The sequence below is a fragment of the Thermus tengchongensis genome (assembly GCF_021462405.1).
GTDB classification, from domain to species: Bacteria; Deinococcota; Deinococci; order Deinococcales; family Thermaceae; genus Thermus; species Thermus tengchongensis.
In genome coordinates this window covers 11828-29001 of sequence record NZ_JAKEDU010000010.1, presented here as the reverse complement: position 1 = coordinate 29001, position 17174 = coordinate 11828, and the positions used below count along the sequence as shown (strand labels likewise).

24 protein-coding genes are annotated in these 17174 nt (G+C 67.0%); 15 read left to right on the top strand and 9 right to left on the bottom strand.

Translation table 11 applies throughout. The features are described from left to right. Position 1: 1 nt before the first annotated feature. Genes L1087_RS10790 through L1087_RS10780 form a run of 3 tightly spaced genes read right to left on the bottom strand, consistent with a single transcriptional unit; the run spans position 2 to position 2098 of the window. The gene (locus L1087_RS10790; RefSeq protein WP_234554078.1) at positions 2–679 is read right to left on the bottom strand and encodes an ATP-binding cassette domain-containing protein; all 678 of its coding nucleotides are present in this window, start codon (positions 677–679) and stop codon (positions 2–4) included. Further along, on the bottom strand, positions 676–1311 hold the full coding sequence (locus L1087_RS10785; protein WP_038040897.1) for an ABC transporter permease: 636 nt from the start codon (positions 1309–1311) through the stop codon (positions 676–678). The genes L1087_RS10790 and L1087_RS10785 overlap by 4 nt, the downstream gene beginning before the upstream one ends. Next, a complete protein-coding gene (locus L1087_RS10780) occupies positions 1298–2098 on the bottom strand; it encodes a substrate-binding domain-containing protein (RefSeq protein WP_386083901.1) in 801 nt (266 codons plus the stop codon). Before L1087_RS10780 ends, L1087_RS10785 begins: the two co-directional genes overlap by 14 nt. Before the next feature lie 31 nt (positions 2099–2129). On the opposite strand from L1087_RS10780, the gene L1087_RS10775 reads away from it, so the two are divergent. The 5 genes from L1087_RS10775 (at position 2130) to L1087_RS10755 (ending at position 6601) form a co-directional block, all read left to right on the top strand. Then, on the top strand, positions 2130–2411 hold the full coding sequence (locus L1087_RS10775) for a DUF309 domain-containing protein (RefSeq protein WP_234558903.1): 282 nt from the start codon (positions 2130–2132) through the stop codon (positions 2409–2411). Next, entirely contained in the window at positions 2408–3388 is a 981-nt protein-coding gene (locus L1087_RS10770) for an asparaginase (protein WP_234558901.1), read from the top strand. The genes L1087_RS10775 and L1087_RS10770 overlap by 4 nt, the downstream gene beginning before the upstream one ends. 153 nt (positions 3389–3541) lie before the next feature. After that, the gene (locus tag L1087_RS10765; RefSeq protein WP_234558899.1) at positions 3542–4831 is read left to right on the top strand and encodes an ABC transporter substrate-binding protein; all 1290 of its coding nucleotides are present in this window, start codon (positions 3542–3544) and stop codon (positions 4829–4831) included. A 55-nt stretch (positions 4832–4886) separates the two neighbouring features. Continuing rightward, a complete protein-coding gene (locus L1087_RS10760; RefSeq protein WP_038040906.1) occupies positions 4887–5762 on the top strand; it encodes a carbohydrate ABC transporter permease in 876 nt (291 codons plus the stop codon). After that, positions 5759–6601: a carbohydrate ABC transporter permease gene (locus tag L1087_RS10755; protein ID WP_234554081.1), complete on the top strand. Its 843-nt coding sequence runs from the start codon at positions 5759–5761 to the stop codon at positions 6599–6601. The genes L1087_RS10760 and L1087_RS10755 overlap by 4 nt, the downstream gene beginning before the upstream one ends. A 5-nt stretch (positions 6602–6606) precedes the next feature. Here L1087_RS10755 and L1087_RS10750 read toward each other — a convergent pair whose 3' ends face one another. Beyond that, a complete protein-coding gene (locus L1087_RS10750; RefSeq protein ID WP_234558897.1) occupies positions 6607–6927 on the bottom strand; it encodes an FUN14 domain-containing protein in 321 nt (106 codons plus the stop codon). 36 nt (positions 6928–6963) lie between these two features. Beyond that, positions 6964–7515 carry an HD domain-containing protein gene (locus L1087_RS10745; protein ID WP_038040910.1) on the bottom strand — a complete coding sequence of 184 codons (552 nt, stop codon included), beginning with the start codon at positions 7513–7515 and terminating at the stop codon, positions 6964–6966. 16 nt (positions 7516–7531) lie between these two features. On the opposite strand from L1087_RS10745, the gene ispF reads away from it, so the two are divergent. After that, the gene (gene ispF, locus L1087_RS10740; protein ID WP_234554082.1) at positions 7532–7990 is read left to right on the top strand and encodes a 2-C-methyl-D-erythritol 2,4-cyclodiphosphate synthase; all 459 of its coding nucleotides are present in this window, start codon (positions 7532–7534) and stop codon (positions 7988–7990) included. Further along, complete coding sequence (locus L1087_RS10735; protein WP_234554083.1) at positions 7983–8579, top strand: trimeric intracellular cation channel family protein; 597 nt, start codon at positions 7983–7985, stop codon at positions 8577–8579. Before ispF ends, L1087_RS10735 begins: the two co-directional genes overlap by 8 nt. Before the next feature lie 45 nt (positions 8580–8624). Here the strand turns inward: L1087_RS10735 and L1087_RS10730 are convergent, their stop codons facing one another. Next, positions 8625–9326 carry a tetratricopeptide repeat protein gene (locus tag L1087_RS10730; protein ID WP_234558895.1) on the bottom strand — a complete coding sequence of 234 codons (702 nt, stop codon included), beginning with the start codon at positions 9324–9326 and terminating at the stop codon, positions 8625–8627. 60 nt (positions 9327–9386) lie between these two features. Between L1087_RS10730 and L1087_RS10725 the strand changes: the two genes are divergently transcribed. Next, positions 9387–10853 carry a tetratricopeptide repeat protein gene (locus L1087_RS10725; protein ID WP_234558893.1) on the top strand — a complete coding sequence of 489 codons (1467 nt, stop codon included), beginning with the start codon at positions 9387–9389 and terminating at the stop codon, positions 10851–10853. Between the two features lie 302 nt (positions 10854–11155). On the opposite strand, the gene L1087_RS10720 is transcribed toward L1087_RS10725, so the two are convergent. After that, the gene (locus L1087_RS10720) at positions 11156–12817 is read right to left on the bottom strand and encodes an IS200/IS605 family accessory protein TnpB-related protein (protein ID WP_456122533.1); all 1662 of its coding nucleotides are present in this window, start codon (positions 12815–12817) and stop codon (positions 11156–11158) included. A gap of 457 nt (positions 12818–13274) precedes the next feature. On the opposite strand from L1087_RS10720, the gene L1087_RS10715 reads away from it, so the two are divergent. The 3 genes from L1087_RS10715 to L1087_RS10705 all read left to right on the top strand — a co-directional run bounded on the left by L1087_RS10715 (position 13275) and on the right by L1087_RS10705 (position 14905). Beyond that, positions 13275–13511: a DUF433 domain-containing protein gene (locus L1087_RS10715; RefSeq protein WP_038044097.1), complete on the top strand. Its 237-nt coding sequence runs from the start codon at positions 13275–13277 to the stop codon at positions 13509–13511. Beyond that, entirely contained in the window at positions 13508–13873 is a 366-nt protein-coding gene (locus L1087_RS10710; protein WP_234558891.1) for a DUF5615 family PIN-like protein, read from the top strand. Before L1087_RS10715 ends, L1087_RS10710 begins: the two co-directional genes overlap by 4 nt. A 612-nt stretch (positions 13874–14485) precedes the next feature. After that, positions 14486–14905 (top strand): hypothetical protein, encoded by a 420-nt coding sequence (locus L1087_RS10705; protein ID WP_234558890.1) that lies wholly within the window; start codon positions 14486–14488, stop codon positions 14903–14905. Here the strand turns inward: L1087_RS10705 and L1087_RS10700 are convergent. Together L1087_RS10700 and L1087_RS10695 are read right to left on the bottom strand one after the other, a co-directional pair. Beyond that, on the bottom strand, positions 14902–15375 hold the full coding sequence (locus L1087_RS10700; protein WP_234558889.1) for a helix-turn-helix domain-containing protein: 474 nt from the start codon (positions 15373–15375) through the stop codon (positions 14902–14904). The two genes, L1087_RS10705 and L1087_RS10700, sit on opposite strands and share 4 nt — an antisense overlap. A 31-nt stretch (positions 15376–15406) precedes the next feature. Next, positions 15407–15643 carry a type II toxin-antitoxin system HicA family toxin gene (locus tag L1087_RS10695; RefSeq protein WP_234558888.1) on the bottom strand — a complete coding sequence of 79 codons (237 nt, stop codon included), beginning with the start codon at positions 15641–15643 and terminating at the stop codon, positions 15407–15409. A 214-nt stretch (positions 15644–15857) separates the two neighbouring features. On the opposite strand from L1087_RS10695, the gene L1087_RS10690 reads away from it, so the two are divergent. Genes L1087_RS10690 through L1087_RS10675 form a run of 4 tightly spaced genes read left to right on the top strand, consistent with a single transcriptional unit; the run spans position 15858 to position 17135 of the window. Continuing rightward, positions 15858–16160 (top strand): hypothetical protein, encoded by a 303-nt coding sequence (locus L1087_RS10690; RefSeq protein ID WP_234558887.1) that lies wholly within the window; start codon positions 15858–15860, stop codon positions 16158–16160. 5 nt (positions 16161–16165) lie between these two features. Next, complete coding sequence (locus L1087_RS10685; RefSeq protein ID WP_234558886.1) at positions 16166–16426, top strand: hypothetical protein; 261 nt, start codon at positions 16166–16168, stop codon at positions 16424–16426. Next, complete coding sequence (locus tag L1087_RS10680) at positions 16419–16772, top strand: hypothetical protein (protein WP_234558885.1); 354 nt, start codon at positions 16419–16421, stop codon at positions 16770–16772. The genes L1087_RS10685 and L1087_RS10680 overlap by 8 nt, the downstream gene beginning before the upstream one ends. A gap of 60 nt (positions 16773–16832) precedes the next feature. Next, positions 16833–17135: a hypothetical protein gene (locus L1087_RS10675; protein ID WP_234558884.1), complete on the top strand. Its 303-nt coding sequence runs from the start codon at positions 16833–16835 to the stop codon at positions 17133–17135. Positions 17136–17174: the final 39 nt, after the last annotated feature.

Here is a 17174-nt window from a genome sequence, read left to right as displayed (position 1 = left end):
TCTAAAGCAGACGCCCCTCCAAGAAGGCCTGGCTTCGCGGGTCCTGGGGCCTTTGGAAGAAGAGGGAAGCGGGGGCCTCCTCCACCACCTGGCCCAGGAAGAGGAAAACCACCCGGTGGGCAAGCCTCCTGGCCTGGAAGAGGTCGTGGGTGGCCAGGACCACCCCCTTCCCCTCCCCAGCGGCCTCCCGGAGCAGGGCCTCCACCTGGGCGGCGTTGGCCGGGTCCAGGCTGGCGGTGGGCTCGTCCAAAAGGAGCACCCCCGGCTCCACCAAGAGGGTGCGGGCCAAGGCCAGGCGCACCGCCTCCCCGCCGGAGAGGAGGTGGGCGGGCTGGCGGGCCTTCGCCCCCAGGCCCACCCGCTCCAGCATGGCGGAAGCCCTGGCCCAAGCCTCCCCCCTGGGCACCCCCCGGAGGCGGAGGCCGAAGGCGGCGTTTTCCAACACGCTCCGCCGGAGGAGGGGCGGGGCCTGGGGCAGGTAGGCGCGGAAGCCCCCCTCCACCCGGCCCTCTTCGGGCAGGAGAAGCCCAGAAAGGAGGCGGAGAAGCGTGGTCTTGCCGCTCCCCGAGGGCCCCAGCACCGCCAGGATCTCCCCAGGGTACACCTCGAGGCGGGGAACCTCGAGGCGAAAATCCCCGTAGCGGTGGACCAACCCCTGGGCCTTCAAAACCGGGCTCATTCCCGCTCCAGGATGATCAGCAGGGCGGTGACCAAGAGGGCCACCCCCAGGAGAATAAACCCTAGGGCCAAGGCGCTTTCCAGCTCCCCCTTTCGGGTTTCCACCACGATGGCCGTGGTGAGGACCCGGGTGTGGTGGCGGATATCCCCACCCACCAGGGTGGCCGCCCCCACCTCGCTGATGGCCCCCCCGAACCCCGCGGCCAGGGCAGCGGCCAGGGTGCGGCGGCTTTCCCAGAAGAGGGTGGGCAGCACCTGCCCCTCCCTGCCCCCCAGGCTCCGCACCAGAAGCCGCACCTCCTCCACCCGCCCCCGGGCGCCGGAAAGGACGAAGGCGGCGATGAGGGGAAAGGCCAAGACGGCCTCCGCCAGGACCATGGCGTAGGGGGTGTAGAGAAGGCCCAAGGAGCCCAGGGGTCCAGAGCGGGAAAGGAGGAGGTAGAAGAAAAGCCCCACCACCACCGAGGGCAGGGCCAGCCCTGCGTAGAGGAGCGCCCGCCCGAAAAAGCCCCCGCCCCCCTTCAAGGCCAGCCAAAGCCCCAAGGGCACCGCGGGCAAGGCCGCCAAGAGGGTGGCGAGCCCCGCCACCCAGAGGCTCCGCAGGGCGATTTCCCAAAGCTCAGCGGCCTCCACTTCCAGGGATGATACACCACCCCCTCAGGGGCTGGAACAAGGCCTGCCCTTCCACCTTCAAGCCTGCCACCAGGCGGGCGGCCTCCTCCGTGGCCAGGAAGCGGCGCAGGGCCGCCGCCTCCTTGGCCTTGGGCCCCCCGGGCACCAGGTAGTAAGTGTAGGGGTTCAGGAGCAAGGGGTCTTCCCCAGCGTAAAGGGCCACCAGGCCCCGCTTCCGGCCCACGGTGAGGTGGGTGGCCAGGTCGGAGAGGGTGTAGGCCCCCTTCTCCGCCGCCAGGACCAGGGTCTGGCCCATGCCCGCCCCCGACTCCAGGTACCAGCCTCCTCGGGGGGTTAGGCCCGCTGCCCGCCAAAGGGCCAGCTCCTTCAGATGGGTGCCCGAGCGATCCCCGCGGGAGACGAAGGGCGCCTGGGCCCGGGCGATCCGCCGCAAGGCCTCCAGGATGCCCCCTGCCTCCCGGATCCGGGCGGGATCCCCCTTGGGCCCCACCAGGAGGAAGCTATTCTGGGCCAGGCAGAAGGGCTCGGCCAAGACCCCCCGCCTTAGGGCCTCCCCTTCCAGCTCCGGGGCGTGGACCAAAACCGCGTCCACGTCCTTGCGCTCCGCCAAGCGCAGGGCCTGGCCCGTGCCCACGGCCAGGACCTCCACCCGCACCCCCGTGGCCCTTTCAAAAGCAGGCAAAACTCGGTCCAGAAGCCCCGAATCGTAGACGCTGGTGGTGGTGGCCAGCCTGAGCCCCAAAGCTTGGCCCGAAAGGCAAGCCGCCAGGAGGAAGATCGCCCGCATGGAGCCCATAGCGGGAGTTTAGCCTGAAGGGGTGGAGGCCTTGAGGGAGGCCTGGCGCCTTTTCCAGGAGGGCGAATACTTTGAGGCCCACGAGGTCCTCGAGGAGGCCTGGCGGCAAGCGGAAGGGGAGGAGCGCCGCTTCCTCCAAGGACTCATCCTCCTGGCGGCGGCCCTGCACCAGGCCAAGAGCGGGAACAAGGGTCTGCGGAACCTAAGGAAGGCGGAAGGGAAGCTCCTGGGCCTCCCCTCCCCTTATCTGGGCTTAGACTGGCAGCCCCTCCTTGAAGAGGCCCGGCGTAGACTTGGAGCGTGAACGCCTTCGTCCACGTCTACCGCGGCGAGCAGGTGGAGAACCGGCACCGCATTTCCCTGGCCATCCATGGGCCGGAGGGTCTGCTGGCCTATGCGGGAAACCCGGGGTTATGGAGCTACATGCGCTCCTCCGCCAAGCCCTTCCAGGCCCTGGCCCTCTTCCTCACGGGGGCGGTGGAGCGGTTTGGCCTCACCGAAGAAGAGGTAGCCCTGGCCACCGCCAGCCACGACGGCACCCCGGAGCACGTGGCCGTGGCCGCCCGCTTCCTGGAGAAGCTGGGCCTGGGCCCCGAGCACCTGGTCTGCGGGGTCCACCCCCCCTTCTCCCGGGAGGCCCGGCGGGCCCTGGAGGCGGCCGGACTGAGCCCCACCCCCCTCCACCACAACTGCTCGGGGAAGCACGCGGGCATGCTGGCCGCCGCCCTGGCCCTGGGGGCCCCGGTAGAGGGGTACGAAAGCCCGGACCACCCGGTGCAGCGCCTAAACCGCAAAACCCTGGCCGACCTTTCCGGGAAGGAGCCCGCCCACGCCACCGACGGCTGCAGCGTGCCCACCTTCGCCCTACCCCTGGCCCGGGCCGCCCGGGCCTTCTACCTCCTGGCCCACCCGGAGGAGGCCCTCGAGGCCTACCGGGAACCCCTTTTCCGGGTGCAAAAGGCCATGCGTCGCCATCCCAAGCTGGTGGCGGGGCCGGGGAGCATCGATACCCTCCTCATGGAGCGGCTTCCCTTGGTGGCCAAACGGGGGGCGGACGGCTACTACGGCCTGGCCCTTCTGGAAAGCCCCCGCGGGCCCCTGGGGATCGCCCTGAAGGTGGAGGACGGTTCGGCCCAGGCCCGGGAGGTGGCGGTGGTGGCCCTTTTGCGCCTTTTGGGCCTGGACCCGGGCCCCACCCCCTGGGACCGGCCGGAGGTGCGGAACCACCGGGGGCTCGTGGTGGGCCACCTCGAGGCCCAGCTGGACCTCACCTGGGTGTAGGAAACAAGAGCGCGTCTCAGCTAGGGCTACCTCTTCTCCCCGCCTGTTCCAGGCGCTCCGCCACCCGCACCGCCGCCGCCCCCTTCCCGTGTTGACATCCTAGGAGGGGAGGTATATAATTCCTACTTGGAAAAGCTTCCATAGGAGGATGATATGAGGCGTAGGGATTTTCTCAAGAAGGCGGGCGTGGGGCTTGCGGCCAGCTTCGTTCTGGGGCCTGCGGTGGTGCGGGCCCAGGCGGGCCCCATCATCCGGGTAGCCGGGGACTCCACCGCGGTGGGCGAGGGGGGCCGCTGGATGAAGGAGATGGTGGAGGCTTGGGGCAAGAAGACCGGTACCCGGGTGGAGTACATCGACGCTCCCGCGGACACCAACGACCGCCTGGCCCTCTACCAGCAGTACTGGGCGGCCAAGAGCCCCGACGTGGACGTCTACATGATCGACGTCATCTGGCCGGGCATTGTGGCCCCCCACGCCGCCGACCTCAAGGCGTTCTTCTCTGAGGCGGAACTCAAAGAGTTCTTCCCCCGCATCGTGCAGAACAACACCATCCGCGGCAAGCTCACCTCCATCCCCTTCTTCACCGACGCGGGCATCCTCTACTACCGCAAGGACCTCTTGGAAAAATACGGCTTCAAGAACCCGCCCCGCACCTGGGCCGAGCTGGAGCAGATGGCCAAAAAGGTGATGGAGGGAGAGCGCAAAGCGGGCAACCGCGACTTCTGGGGGTTTGTTTTCCAGGGCAAGGCCTACGAGGGCCTCACCTGCGACGCCTTGGAGTGGATCTACTCCCACAAGGGCGGGCGCATCATTGAGCCCGACGGCACCATCAGCATCAACAACGGGCGCGCCGCCTTGGCCCTCAACACCATCCGCCGCTTCGTGGGCACCATCGCCCCCTCTGGGGTCACCAGCTACGCCGAGGAGGAGGCCAGAAACGTCTGGCAGCAGGGCAATAGCCTCTTCATGCGCAACTGGCCCTACGCCTACGCCTTGGGTCAGGCGGAGGGAAGCCCCATCCGCGGCAAGTTCGGGGTCACGGTCCTTCCCAAAGGCGGTGCAGACGCGCCCAACGCCGCCACCCTGGGGGGCTGGCAGCTTATGGTTTCCGCCTACAGCCGCTACCCCAAGGAGGCCGCCGACCTGGTGCGGTACCTGGCTTCCTACGAGGTGCAGAAGGACAACGCCGTGCGGCTCTCCCGCTTGCCCACCCGCCCCGCCCTCTACACCGACAAGGACGTCCTGGCTAAGAACCCTTGGTTCAAAGACCTGCTCCCCGTCTTCCAGAATGCGGTTTCCCGCCCCTCCGACGTGGCCGGGGCCAAATACAACCAGGTATCCGAGGCCATCTGGACCGAGGTGCACAGCGTCCTCACTGGGCGTAAGACCGGAGAGGTGGCGGTGAGGGACCTCGAGGGCCGCATCCGCCGCATCCTGCGCTAAGCCCTTGATCTCCCGGGGGGCCTTTAGGCCCCCCGGCGGGCTATCCTCAAGCATCATGCTCACGCAACGGCAAGTCCGCCTGGCCTGGCTTCTGGTCCTCCCCACCCTCCTGGTGGTGGCCCTGGTGGCCGGCTATCCCCTGGCCCAGGTCTTCTACTGGTCCTTCTTCAAGGCCGACATCGCCTTCGTGGAACCTCCCCAGTTCGTGGGCCTGGAGAACTACCGCTTCCTCCTCCAAGACCCCGACTTCCGCCAGGCCCTATGGAACACGGTGAAGTTCACGGTGATCTCGGTCAGCCTGGAAACCCTCTTGGGGCTGGCCATTGCCCTGGTCATCCATTCCAATTTCAAGGGACGGGGATTGGTGCGCACCGCCATCCTCATCCCCTGGGCCATCCCCACGGTGGTTTCCGCCAAGATGTGGCAGTGGATGCTCCACGACGTCTACGGGGTCATCAACGTCCTCGGGGTGAAGCTCGGCCTCCTGGCCCAGAAGGTGGCCTTCTTGGCCCGTCCTGAGCTGGTCCTGCCCGCCATCATCGCCGTGGACGTGTGGAAGACCACCCCTTTTATGGCGCTTCTCCTCCTGGCGGGGCTACAACTCATCCCCGAGGAACTTTACGAGGCGGCCAGCATCGACGGCGCCACCCGCTGGCAGCAGTTTTGGACCATCACCCTCCCCCTCCTCACCCCCGCCTTGGTGGTGGCCCTTATCTTTCGCACCCTGGACGCGCTTCGGGTCTTCGACGTCATCTTCGTGATGAGCGGGGTGAACCCCGCCACCCGCACCCTGGCGGTCTACAACCGCCAGACCCTCATCGACTTCCAGGACCTGGGCTACGGCTCGGCCATCAGCGTGGCCATCCTGGTCCTCATCTTCCTTTTCGTGGTCTTCTACATGCGCACCCTGGGGAAGGAGGCCTTGAAATGAAGCCGCTTTCCCGCATCCTGAGCCGTACCCTCTTCTACCTCCTGGTGATCTTCGTGGTGGTCTACAGCGTCTTCCCCTTTTACTGGGCGGTCATCTCCAGCTTCAAGCCCTCGGGTGCCCTCTTCGCCGCCGACCCCAGCTTTTTGCCCCTGCCCTTCACCCTGGAACACTACAAGAGCGTCTTCCTGCAGGCGAACTTCGGTCGCAACCTGCTGAACTCCCTCCTGGTGGCGGGCGGGGCCACCCTGCTCTCCCTGGTCCTGGGGGTCTTGGCCGCCTACGCCTTGGGCCGCCTCCCCTTCCCTCCCCGGAACGCCGTGCTCTACCTGGTCTTGGCCATGACCATGTTCCCCCAGATCTCCGTGTTGGGAGGGCTGTTCATGCTCCTTCGGCAAGCGGGCCTCTTCAACACTCACCTGGGCCTCATCCTCTCCTACCTCCTCTTCACCCTGCCCTTCACCGTTTGGGTGCTGGTGGGCTACTTCCGGGGGCTTCCCCGGGAGCTGGAAGAAGCCGCCTACGTGGATGGGGCCACGCCCTTACAAACCCTCCTCCGCATCATGCTCCCCCTCACGGGGCCGGGGCTCGTGACCACGGGGCTCCTCTCCTTCATCGCCGCCTGGAACGAGTACCTCTTCGCCCTGACCTTTACCGTGGGAGACGCGGTCAAGACCGTGCCCCCCGCCATCGCCAGCTTTGGGGGGGCCACGCCCTTTGAGATCCCCTGGGGGTCCATCATGGCCGCCAGCGTGGCGGTGACCGTGCCCCTGGTGGTGCTGGTCCTGGTCTTCCAGCAGCGCATCGTGGCCGGGCTCACCGCCGGAGCGGTTAAGGGGTAAAGCACCTACCCCGCCCGCAGGCCCAAGAGCAACCCCCCCACGAAGCTGGCCCCGAAGGGGAGGTTGTAGGTGAGGGTTTGGAGTAGCCTTTCCCAGAGGCTTTGCAGACCCGGCTGCTGGAGGAGGGGCTCCACGTCCTTTTGGATGCGGGTCCAGTCCACCTGGACGTACCCGGCCTGGGCCAGGAGCTGCAGGGCGATGAAGAGGAGGCCGAGGCCGATGGCCAGGAGGCGGCCCACCTTCTTCAGGGCGTAGCCCACCGCGTAGCCCGCCAGGCCGCCGAAGGTCATCTGCCCCAGGTAAGGGGTGAGGTCGGGTAGCTCCACGCCTCTCACCCTAGCGGGAAAGGCCAAGAGGGGCAACTACCGGAGGCCCAACAGGTCGGCCTTCTCCTTCATGGCCTCGAGGACGAAGGCCATGTGCTCATCCAGGGAAAGGCCCAGGTCCTCGGCCCCCATCCGGATCTCCTCCCGGTTCACCCCTTTGGCGAAGGCCTTGTCCTTGAACTTCTTCTTGAGGCTTGGGAGCTCCAGGCCCAGGATGGAGCGGTCGGGGCGCACGTAGACCGCGGCGGTGATGAGGCCCGTGAGCTCGTCCACGGCGAAGAGGGCCTTGGCCATGAGGCTTTTCCGGGGCACCCCGGTGTAGGAGGCGTGGCCCAGGATGGCCTCGAGGACCTCTTCCGGGTAGCCCAAGCGCCTTAGCTCCTCCACCCCCCGGTAGGGATGCTCCTGGGGGTACTTCTCGTAGTCCATGTCGTGGAGGACGCCGGCCACGGCCCAAAGCTCCTCGTCCTCCCCAAAGCGGCGGGCATAGGCCCGCATGGCCACCTCCACCGCCCGCATGTGCCGCCTCAGGGACTCGCCTTCCGTCCAAGCCTCCATGAGGGCTAGGGCTTCCGCAAAGCTCGGCATGCCCTAAAGTATAGCCATGCGCCTAGGTTACGGGGAGGATAGCCACCGCCTTATAGAGGGAAAACCCCTATACCTCTGCGGCCTCCTGATTCCAAGCCCCCACGGGGCCCTGGCCCACTCCGACGGGGACGCCGCCCTGCACGCCCTTACCGACGCCCTCTTTTCCGCCTACGGCCTTGGGGACATCGGCCTCCACTTCCCCGACACCGACCCCCGCTGGCAGGGGGTGCGGAGCGAGGTCTTCCTGAAGGAGGCCCTGCGCCAGGTGGAAGCGCGGGGGGGGAAGCTGGTGCAGGCGAGCCTGGTCCTCATCCTGGACCGGCCCAAGCTCTCTCCCCACCGGGAGGCCCTCTTGGAAAACCTCTCCCGCCTCCTCGGCCTGCCCATAGACCGCATCGGCCTCACCTTCAAGACCTCGGAGGGCCTGGCGCCAGAGCACGTGCAGGCCCGGGCGGTGGTGCTTTTGGATGGTTGAGGCCCTGGTCTGGCTCGGCACCCTGGTCTTCGCCGCCACCGGGGCCCTGAAGGGGGTGGAGAAGGGCTTTGACCTCCTCGGGGTCCTGGTCCTGGCCACGGTGACGGCGGTGGGGGGCGGTTCCATCCGCGACGTCCTGGTGGGCACCCTGCCCCCCACGGCCCTGAGGAACGAACCCCTTCTTTGGAGCGTTGTCCTGGTGGGGCTTCTCGTCTTCCGCTTCCACCCCAGGGTGCAGGCCCTGGAAAGGCCCATCTACTACCTGGACACCCTGGGCCTCGGCCTCTTCGCCGCCTTAGGGGCGGAGCGGGGCCTGGAGGCGGGGCTTGGGCCCTTTGGGGTGGCCCTGGCGGGCACCCTCTCGGGAGTGGGAGGCGGGGTCTTGCGGGACGTGCTCTCCGGGGAGGTGCCCGGCATCCTCTACCGGGCGGGGGACCTCTACGCCTCCGCCGCTTTGGTGGGGGCGCTTTTGGTCTACGCCCTCCACGGCGCCCACCCGGAAGCCTCCCTCTTCGCCGGGGCCCTGGCCACGGTCCTCCTCCGGGTCTTCGGCAGGCGGCTTGGCCTGAGGCTTCCCACCCCAAAGTGAAAGGCCCCACGAGGCCTTCGGCCCCGTGGGGACCCCGGCAGGAGCCTACTTCAGCTTGGCCAGCTCCTGCCGGGCCCTTTCCTGGTCGTAGCGGTCAGCGGCGGTCCTGGCGGGGAGGGCGAGGGCGGTTTCCAGCTGCTTCCTGGCCTCCTCCTTCTTGTTCCAGGCGGCCAGGACCTTGGCGTACTCCACCCGGTGGATGATGACCTCAGGCTCCAGCTCCATGGCCTTCTTCATGAGGGGCTCCACCCGGGAGGCGTCCGCCCCTTGGGTGGCGGCCACCAGCCAGCCCTTCTGCACCAGCTCAAAGTGCCAGAGGGCCAGGGCCACCATGGCCCCGGCGTGGTCGGGCTTGAGCTTAAGGGTCTTCTCCAGGTCCCCCTTGATCTTGGGGGCCAGGCCCTCGGCCAGGGCCTCGAGGATCCCCTTGAACTGGGAAAGCCTGCCCAGGGCCCGGGCCCGCTCAAAATACCCCTCCGGGTAGTCCGGGGCCTTGGCGATGGCCTGGGAGGCGGCCTTCTCCGCCCGTTCAAACCAGGCCCGCTTCTCCTCGGGCTTGGCCTGGTACATGGCGTAGAAGCTCGCCCCCTTGGCCCCCAGGGCCAGGCCCTCAGGGGTGCCCAGCTTCAGCCCCGCCTCGTAGGCCTCCTGAAACCGCCCCGCGTCCACCAGGGCCGCCACCTGGGGCGCCTGGGCCAGGCCAGCAACCCAAACCATCGCGGCAAGTACGGTTATCCAGCGCCTCATGGGTTTCACCCGCGGGGGATTATACCCGGTACAAGAGAGGGAGGGCGTAAACTGGAAGGCATGAGGCTTATTGGGGGATTGCTGGTTCTCCTGGGCCTACACTTCCTCTCCTCCGCTTTGGCCCAGGGAGCCGAAGAGTATTTCGCCCGTTGCCAGCGCCTATACCAACGAGGGGCACTGGACAGCGCCCAGGCCACCTGCGAGCTGGCCCTCACCAGCGATCCGGAGCACCGGCCAAGCCTCCTCCTTCTCGCCCGCATCCACCTGGAAAGGGGGGACCTGGCCCAGGCGGAAAGCTACCTGGGACGCCTAGGGGATGAGCCGGAGGCCCAGCTCCTTCGCGCCCGGTTGCTGCTGCAAAAGGGCCAGGCCGCCGAGGTACTCAGGCTTTCCCTCCCCCCGGGGCCTGAGGCCAACCTCCTGCGGGCCATGGCCCTCGAGGCCCTCCGCCAGTACGAGGAAGCCTTGAGGCTGGCCCAAGGCCTGCCCTCCACCCCCGAGGCGCGCCTTTTGCTTTCCCGGCTCCATCTGGCCCTGGGAAGGCCCCAGGAGGGCCTGGCCTTTCTGGGCTCCACCCCAGCGGAAAGGCTGGAGCAAGGCCGCCTCCTCTTCCTCTCGGGGAAGCCCCAGGAGGCCATCCCTATTCTGGAGGGGCTCTTGCCGGAGCTTTCGGCCCAGCCCAAACTACAAAGCCAAGCCCTTTCCCTCCTGGCCCTGGCCTACCTGGGGCAGGGCCAGCTGGCCCAGGGGCAGGCGGCCTTGAAGCAGCTTTCTGCCCTGGAAAACCTCCCGGCCCGCTTCCTGGCCCAGGCCTGGCCCTGGCTTATCGTCTTCCTGGCCTTCCTGCTCCTGGTCCTCCTGGGGGAAAGCCGCATCGAGCCCTTGCGCACCCTCGAGGTGGTGGAGGATCCCTTGCCGGGGCCAGGAAGCCTCTACCTGACCCTCCTGGGGGGTCTTCTTGTATCGCTCCTGCTGACCCTCTTCCTGGGAAAAGCCCTGTTCGGCAACGCCTTAGCCCTCATCACCCCTTACCAAAAGGACCTGATCCTCCCCAGCTTCTACCTGTTCTATGGGCTTTTGCTCTTCGTAAACCTCCTTCTCCTCAAGGGATTCCGAAGCCGCCTTCCCGCCCTGCTGGGTCCCTGGTCCACATGGATCGAAGGGTTCTGGGTGGGACCGGCTTTGGTCCTATTGCTCTTTGTCTACGGCTGGGCCCGGGGGTTCCTGGGGCTTGGCACCCTGCCCCTAAACCTCCTGGCCTTCCTGGGCCTGGCCCTTATGGAGCCTTTCTTCCGCGGCTTGGTCCCCCTGGTCCTTAGGGAGCGGTACCGGGACCTCGCTCCCCATCTGGCGGTCTTGCTCTTCGCCGTGGCTGTGCCCGGGCCCACCTTCCTCCTCCTTCTTTTGGGGGCCGGACTCCTTTGGGCCAAGGAGCGGGCGGAGGGCACCCTGGGCTTGGCCTTGGGCTGGGTGGTGGCGGGGGTGATCCTAGCCCTTTTCCCCGCCCTTTGGCTTCGAGCTTTTTAAGGGCTAGCGCATGGGGGTTGCCGCCAGATGCGAGCTTCGCCCAGGACCAATGGGCAGGAAGAGCGGTGGACAAAGCCTATCTAAGTACCCCCGCGCAAAGGTTGCCCCACCAGCCAAAGCCAAAGTGGCGTGCTCATGGCCTTTTTGGGGCCCTAAGTACCCCGTCGTGGCTTGCGCCACGACGGGGTACTTAGCTTGCGCATGCTTCACCTCCAAAAAGGTCCGGGGCCGCTTGCGCCACTGGCTCCCCCTCACCCCACGGCGCTCATGTTGGGATGCGAGGGATCCACGCCTGGTCAACCCTAGCCACCACTACCCACCCCCACGCGTAGGTGGGCATCCGCAGCAGCCGACCCCCCACCAGGATGAGGGTCTAAGCCTCCCTTCCACCCCTCCCACGATCCCAGCAGGATGGGCTTGAGGACCGAGAGATCCCTCGGCACCTTCCGCCCAAGGAGGGGAAGGAAAAGGCCTACCCTCAGGGCTCGCCAGGCGTGGATGCCCTGGGGGTTCCTTCCCGCGGTAGACCCCGCAGGGCCGCCTGGCTCACCCTGAAGGCTTGGAAGGGTGGCGAGAGCTTTTCTCATCTGGGCAAGCTCCCGCCTGAGCTTGCGCTTGAGGTAGGGGTTCTTCTCCTCACGGTGCCGCTCCTTGAGCTGGGCTATCCGCCCCTCGTAGAAGCGGCGGGGGCGGTCGTGAAAGGAGGGGTCCTGGAGGAGGGCTTTGAGGGGTTTGGGGATCTCCTCCTTGAACCCNCGGCCAATCACGTAGGCCGCGGCCACGTCCTTGGACAAGGACAGGAGGGGGGCGTACTTCAGCATCCCGATGGTGGAGGTGTCCTGGGGGTTCACCTCCAGGCTTTGGATGCCCCGCTTTCGGGCCAAGGCGTGCACCTTCCCCAGGAGGGAGCGGTAGGCGAAGCGGTGGGCTTGGCGGCGGAAAGCAGGCCCAAGACCATCTCCCCGTCTGCCCTTGGGAAGGTGCTTCAGCCGCTCCGTGGCGATGGCCACCCCCTCCTCCTGGGCCAGGGAGACGATCTGGTGGGCCATCCGCCAGAGGGCGATCTCCTTGGCCCCCCGGTTCTTGGCCCGGTCCACCTCCTCCAGGAAGAGGGTGAGGTGCCTTCTGAGGCTCCCGTCCGGGTTCACCACCGCCAGGGCCAGCCCGTAGGGGTCGGCGTTGACGTCCAGGGCCAGGACGCCCCCCTCCTGGGTGAGGGAAACTGGAGGAAGCTCCTCCTCCCAGGAGAAGAGGGCGTAGACCCTCCCCTCCCGCAAGGCGAGTTCCACGTTGTAGGGCTCATGGGCATACACCCGGGACAGAAGCGCTTGGAGCCTGGGGTGGGAGGTCTTCACCAGGGCCCAGGCGTAGCGCTTTTCCCCCAGGTTGATCTGAAGCCAGAGGTTCATTTGGGGTGTAGGGGCCCCGAAGAGGCTTCCGTCCTGCACCACCAAGCGCAGGTGTGGGTTGCCCTTTTTGCTCTTATCCCCACGGGCGTAGAGGGTGCCCTTGCGCCTTTCCCGCCACTCCGCCTTCTTCCGCTCATAGAGCGGGAGGTTGCTCCGTTTGAGCCGGGCCAGGTCTGCAAGAAGTTTCCTCCCCCCGAAGACCACCTTGCGGGGGTTCTCCCCCAGCTCCCTTTGGGCGGTGAGGAGGGCCTGGGCCTTCAGGAGGGCGTCGTCGGCGTAGCGGGTGTTGAGGCAGAAGAGGGTGCAGAGGGGGCCGTCTTCCTTTTTCAGATCCTCCCGCTTTTCCCCCTCCAGAAGCCTGTTGTAGGCGAAGCGGAAGGCGGCGGAGAAGCGGCGCATGAGGGCAAGATACGGGCTACGCCCGTGACCAAGGGTGGCCACGTAGTCCCCGTGGTCGGGGAAGAGGAGGAGGGCTTCCAGGCCGGTGTAGGGCTTGGGCTCCCCTTTCTTTCCCTTCTTCTTTCCCCTCTTCACGACTCGGCCTCCTGGGAGCATTGTAAGGGTTCAAGCCCTTTGCTGGGTGCGGAGGGGGAGCTGTGGGGGAAGACGGGATTTGGGAGCAGGACTGGGTGTGGGGTGGGGAAAGGGGGGCTGGGGGGCAACTGTTCGCAACCTCCTCTACCCGGACCTGGCCCAAGCCCTTGACGACCTCCTGGAGGGCAGGGAGCCCGAGGGGGTGCGTTTGGGCGAGTGGTAGGGTTCTCTGTTGTTACGTGTTGCATTCCCGGGAAGTCCGGATGCCCCCGGCGAGCTTGCCTTGCAAACCTTCTTGGGTTATGCATTCCCCGATATGGGCAAGCACGGCTTCGTCTGGAGAAAACTGAGGCCCAAAGAAGTCCTGGGGCTCCGCCTGACCTGGCCCAAGAGGTGGCCCCACCCACCTCAGAGGGCACTGCGGCAGGCCCGCACCTCCTGACCACAATTCCGTGCTTCGCCCCGGTATCATGAGGCCATGGAGCAGGCCGAGCTTCTAGCCCGCATCACCGTGGACCCCGAGGTCAACCATGGACAGCCCACGGTGCGGGGGTTGCGCTACCCGGTGAAGGTGCTCCTGGAACTCCTGGCCTCGGGCATGACCCCGGAGGAGATCCTGGCAGACTACCCTGACCTGGAACCCGAGGATCTCCAGGCGGTTCTCCTCTACGCCGCCAAGCTGGCCGAGGTGAAGACCGTCCTAAGGGTGGCGTGAAGGAGCCCTTGCGCTTTCTGGTGGACGCCCACCTTCCCCTCCGGCGGGTGGGCCGTTTGCGGGAAGTGGGCTACGATGCTGTGCACACCAGCGAGCTTCCCCTAGGCAATGCCACGCCAGACCGGGAGATATGCGCCCTTTCCCTCCGGGAGCGGCGGGTGGTGGTCACCAAGGACGGGGACTTTGTTCAGGACCTTTTCCTCCGGAAGGAGCCCTACAAGCTCCTGCTTATCTCCACCGGCAATATCCGCAACCGCGACCTGGAAGGGCTTTTCTTGCGCAACCTGCCTACCCTGGCTTCCCTCATGGAAGCCCACACCTTTGTGGAGCTTGGGCGGGATTTCATTACGGTGCACTTCTGAGCTTCTGCGGACCGCTTGCCGCCTAAAGGGTAGAATAAGGCCAAGTCTTAAAGGGCATCAACCCCCCTCTTTCCCCGCTCCCCAGATAAGGGGGGATGATCATGACTGGACCCACCCGGCCCTCAGGGTGCGGGGTGCTACCCTGGGGCAGATCCTGGCCGCGGCCACCTGGGCGGGCTTTGAGCCCCAGGTAGTGCTGGAGTAGCGCCTTCCAACCTTGTAGCTCTGGAAGGACGCCCTTATCCTTCCGGGGTTTTCGCTTTTCTGCCCGGTTGCGATCACCCCCGGGGGTGATGCTTGCAAGTGTTGCCCGATTACCCCTACTTTCCCCAAAATCCCGTCACCTTTGCTATGCACGCTCCCGCGGGCGAGCACGCTTTTGGTTTGCCCGCCCCGTGGGGTGAGCAGGCTTTTGTAGCGCTCGGCCCGGGGGGTGAGCTTACCTGAAGAGCCATCCGCCAAGGGGTGGGTAGGCTTCTTCCCCGCCCCCCTCGAGGCCCTCCCCCCCAGGCCCTGACCCCGGGGCCCTCCTGGGGGCCTCGAGGTCCAGGGGGAACTCCCCACCCCAGCCCCAAAGCCAGGGGGCACGGGTGCCCCCCGGTGGCGGACGCTATGGAAGGGACGACTCCAGACCTCATGCAGGCCAGCGAACGGCTCAAGGCCTACGCCCAAATCGCCGGGAGCTTCGCCGTCGCCTTCCGAGGGGGGGAGCCCCTTGGGGTAAGCGGGCGGGCCAGGGAGAGGGACTACGCCCTCCTTTTGGAGGATGCGGGGCTTGTCTTCCGGGCCACGGCGCACGGGGGGGACGGGATGGTCCAGGACGGCCAGGGAAGGCGCTTCCTCTTCGAGCGGAGCCTGAAGGCCATGGCCGAGGGCAAGCCCCTCCCGCCCCACCTGGAGCGCCTCGAGGCCTTTCTCCCCGGCTGGCCCTTCCGGGGACCTTACAGGGTGCTGAGGGAGGTTCACCTTCCCCGCCCGGCCCTGAGGGCCGCCCACCTGGGGATGGGGGCCTACCGGGTGGGGGCCACCTAGCCTTCCCCCCGGGCTACCACCTGGACCCGCACTTCGCCGCCCAGGGCTTGGGCGAAGCGGCGCAGGCTCTCCAGGCTGTGGCCGAAGTAAAAGGGATCGAGGAGGCGGGAAAGGGCGGAAGGGGTGGTGCCCATGCGCTTCGCCACTTCCCGGGCGGTGAGGCCGCTGGCCTTGAGGGCCCTGCGGAGCTCCAGGCTCGTGGGGTTGACGGGGTGGGGCTCCACGTAGACCAGGAGGTAGCCTTCCCGGTCCCTCTCCCCCTCCTCCTCAGGGGTCAGGGGACGGCCGGGAGGGGGGAGAGGCCTGCCCTCCTCCTGGAACGCCAGGAGGGCCAGGGCCAGGCCCTTGGCCAGGCTCCGCTCCACCTCCTCCGGAGTGGCCTTGCCCCAGGCGTAAACGGGCAGGTCCAGGGCAAAGCCTGCCCACCTGCCCTCCCCGTCCCTTTCCAAGTAGCAGGGATAACCTTTCATCGCCGTTCCTTCCCGGGGTCAGCGCCCCGCTTCAACCCCTTTGCTTCCTCGCCTTACCCCGCTCCTGGAAGGGTTCTTCGGGCAACCCGGCATCCCGAAGCATTTTCTTGAAGGTGCCTAGGGGAGGTGGATCCTTGCCAGGATCCAGGATCACCAGGCGCCCATCCGGGTGCTTCCACACCTCATGGTCGCCTTTGCCCCTTCCGGGCTGGAGTTCAAAGCCCGCTTGCCGAAGCCAGCGCCGAAGCTCGCGGTACTTAGGAGGCACAAGCTTTCCGCTAATAGCGACCTCCCCTCCAAACTGAAGCCTCTTGGGGATGGAACCCTCGAGGACCCGTACCTATATTCGCAAATATGCGAACCCGCTGTCAAGGGCCCAGAGGGCCTGGTGGCCCCCCGGCGAGAGGTGGCAAGGTGCCCTCGGGGCTGGGGGAAACGGGTTCTCCCGGGGCCGCTCCTTTTTCTTGTGGACTCTGGTCAGGATGGCTAAGGTGGTCAAAGCGGGTACAACCCCCTTCAGGGACCTCAGGGCCGACGGCTTCGTGGTCCTGCTCCCGCGCAAGCCTGGAAAGCCCCGTTTGCCCGAACCCGTGGTGCCCCGGGAGGGCAAGGCCACCACGGACTACCTCAAGGAAGCCCTGAAGATAGGCGTGCTCTTCCTGGAAACCAGCGGACTCCGCAAGATACGGGCTGCGCCCGTGACCAAGCTGACCTCTGGGAAGGGCTCACCGTGGTGGTGCCTGGGTACGCCACCTTTCAAGCCGCGGCGGAGCGAGGTAGCATGAAGGGGATGCAGGCCACCTTGCCCCCCAAGGTGCTGGAGGCGGCCCGCCGGGGGGAGGCCCTCCTGGAGGAGGCCCAGGCCCGGGGGGTGGTGCGGAGGTGGAGCCTCAGAAGCCTCAGCGGGGAGCCCCTGCCCGGGGTGGAAGGGATCGCCTTCTACGGGCGGGAGGTTTCCCCGGAGGAGATCGATCACCTCCAGGAGGCCTTCCTGGACTTGGAGGACGAGTTGGACCTGGGAGTAGCGGTGATCCTCGTGCCCCATGACTGAGGCGGAAGCGCGGCGGGTCAGGGCTGGGGAAGACCTGGCCCTGGCCTTTGCCCTTTCGGAGAAAAGCCCCCGCTGGGCAGCGGTGGTGCTCTTCTATGCGGTACACCACGCTCTCCTGGCTTGGGCCCTGGAGCGCTTGCCCCAAGCCCCCATCCCTCAGAGCTACGCCCAGGCCCAGAGCCTTCTAAAGCGGGCAGGGCTTCCCCGGCAGGTGCGCAAGGCCTACGAGCGCCTCTTGGGGCTGAGCTGGCAGGCCCGGTACGATCCCATGGCGGAAGGCAAAGCGCTTTGGACCACAGCCCAGAGGGAGTACGCCCAGGTGGAGGCCTTTCTCTTGGACGCTTGAGGGGGCTAGGGATAGGCTCAGAGGTCCCAGCGGCCACCCGGGAAGACACGGGAGGCCCAGGTGAGGGAGGCTTCTGTGCTGCCCAAGACACCGGAGGGAAGGGCTAGCCGCATCCTGCAGGGGCTCCTGGAAGAGGCCCTCTTCGGCCTCCCCTTCCTGAGGAGCAGGCTCTTCCAGGAGCTTTTGCGAGGGCGGGAGGGGCGGAGGGCCGGAGCCCTGGTGGCCCGGAGGCTCCGGGCCGATCCCATCCTGGCCCAAACCCTTCTCTCCCTGCCCCTGCCCGAGGCTTGGCGGGAGGCGGCCCGGGAGGGGGCTAGGGGAGATAAGCGCATTCCCCTTTTCGCTGAGCTCCAGGCGGCCTAGGGCAGGGGGGCCTGAAGGCCCCCCGGTCCAGGGTGAAAG